The organism is Paenibacillus sp. OV219, from assembly GCF_900110075.1.
In the GTDB taxonomy this organism is placed as follows: domain Bacteria; phylum Bacillota; class Bacilli; order Paenibacillales; family Paenibacillaceae; genus Paenibacillus_Z.
Genome location: NZ_FOCJ01000032.1, coordinates 1 through 1,995, shown reverse-complemented (window position 1 = coordinate 1,995; position 1,995 = coordinate 1). Strand labels below are relative to the sequence as shown.

At 47.5% G+C, this 1,995-nt stretch carries 2 protein-coding genes; both read left to right on the top strand.

What is annotated here, in order from left to right; translation table 11 throughout:
* A partial coding sequence (locus BMY11_RS29140; protein ID WP_218150221.1) for a hypothetical protein occupies positions 1-298 on the top strand: 298 nt, incomplete at its 5' end.
* 36 nt (positions 299-334) lie between these two features.
* Positions 335-1,606, top strand: a complete 1,272-nt coding sequence (locus tag BMY11_RS28320) for an IS110 family RNA-guided transposase (protein WP_090583857.1) — start codon at positions 335-337, stop codon at positions 1,604-1,606.
* The last annotated feature ends 389 nt before the right edge of the window (positions 1,607-1,995 follow it).

Sequence of the window (1,995 nt, the reverse complement as noted above, 5' to 3'; positions counted from 1 at the left end):
AGAGGCCGACCACCGAGATGGTCGACTTCTTTTTTACGTGCGGCATAGCATCTTTCTTCATCCTATACATGCGTTCATCTGCCCTCTTATAGAGCTCAAAGGCATTTTTCGGATAATGGCTGGCTCCGATATTACGGTAATCGATAGCTCGTTCCCGTTTTCAAGCCGAAGCAAGATCGCGGACAGTATCCAAGGATCGTGCGATTACCTGCCCGTTAGCATTCCTGTAGATGGATTAATTTCGTCTTTGAAAAAAGAAAAGCGCCTCGGTACGATGGGAGTACGCAACGGGTCATAGCCCTTAAAATCCCATCATCCAGGAGGACGCTCTACTATGAAGTTTAAATCGCAAGACAAACAAAATCAACTCATTGAAAAAATTACCGCCCAGCATCTTGTCGTCGGGATCGACATCGCTCAACAAATTCATGTCGCACGTGCGGTTAACTTTAGAGGAATTGTTGTTGGCAGCCCTCTCTCCTTCTCAAATGACGAAGAAGGATTTCACATCTTGCTTCGGTGGATTCATTCGCTGCAAGCAACACATGGTTTAACGGCAGCCATTGTTGGCATGGAACCTACCGGGCACTACTGGCTCAACCTCTCGAAATGGATCTCTAAGCAACAGATTGAGGTCGTTCTCGTTAATCCTCATCTGGTTAAGAAGAACAAAGAAAACCGAGATAATACGCCATCCAAGAGCGACAAAAAGGATGCTCTTGTCATCGCGGACATGGTTAAAAACGGCTACTACTCGTTCATCCGAAACACGCCTGAAGCATTCGAAGAATTACGTGTCTATCTCTCAAACCGCGACTCTGTCGTAACGAGACTCGTTAGCGCCAAGAACCAAATCCATCGGTGGGTCGACGTTGTTTTTCCAGAGCTGCGACAAGTCTTCAAGAGCTTAATGTGTGTCGGCTCGTTAGCTACTTTGCGTCTCTTTCCCACGCCTGAAGATCTGAGTAAGCTGCAGCCTCAAGACATCATTAAAGGTTGGAAAACCCTTATGAAACGGCATTCTGGTGAGCGTAAGGCTCGAGCTCTCTGCTCACTTGCTAGCCGTTCTGTTGGATCAAAACAAGCCACGCATGCTTACAAGCTTCACTTAAAGCAGTTGCTAGATGAATACGACCTTGCTTGCCAGCAGCTTAAAACGGTTGAGACCGAGATCATTTCCGTTTTAGGTCGCATTCCTTTTGCGAAATCTATGCTTGCTGTCAAAGGGATTAGCGCCATTTCACTAGCCGGTATTCTAGGAGAGGCTGGGGATTTAAGCGGTTTTGTTCACGGTAATGCCCTACTCCGCCATGCAGGCCTTAACCTTGCTGAAGCAAGCTCAGGAAAATGGACCGGACAGATGAAAATTAGCAAACGTGGGCGCTCTCGCCTCCGACGATTTATCTTCATGATGACGATGAGTTTGGTCATGAATAATCCGGAATTTCAAGCGATGCACGCACACAATGTGCAGGTGAAGAAGATGAAGAAAATGAGGTCCATTATGAAGCTGTGTGGTAAATTAGCACGCATACTCGTTGGCATGGCTCGCAGCCGTGAAGCCTACAATCCTCATAAAACGATGCCAGTACAGCTAGCTGCTTAAGCACATCCAACCGTTTCGACACACGAATTTTGGCTTATTCGCGGGATTTCAAAGAAAGCACGGAGTACCGGGTTTTTTCAACCAAAGGGCACAGACCCGTACCGTTAGCATGACCGGCCTCCACCCCTTGGAAAGGCGTAACGAAGGAATGAGAGGGCATAGACCCGTTGAGACATGGGAGTGAAAACCTCCAGGGGCGGTGTGGAGAATGCGTGCAGTATATGGAAGGATATGGGGCTGCAACCTCCCCCTTTATTTCCTCACGCCTTCATGTTGTCCTGGTCTACTACAAGGTCCCCCTTACTCTCTTTCTATATTTCTTGCAAGGGTGAAATCCTGCGAATAAGCGAGCATTTGTGAGAAAACTAAATCGTACCGAGGGAGTTGAA

Bases quoted from the DNA above. Each gene is read 5' to 3' on its own strand.
- BMY11_RS28320 (WP_090583857.1), top strand. From the start codon at position 335: ATGAAGTTTAAATCGCAAGACAAACAAAATCAACTCATTGAAAAAATT.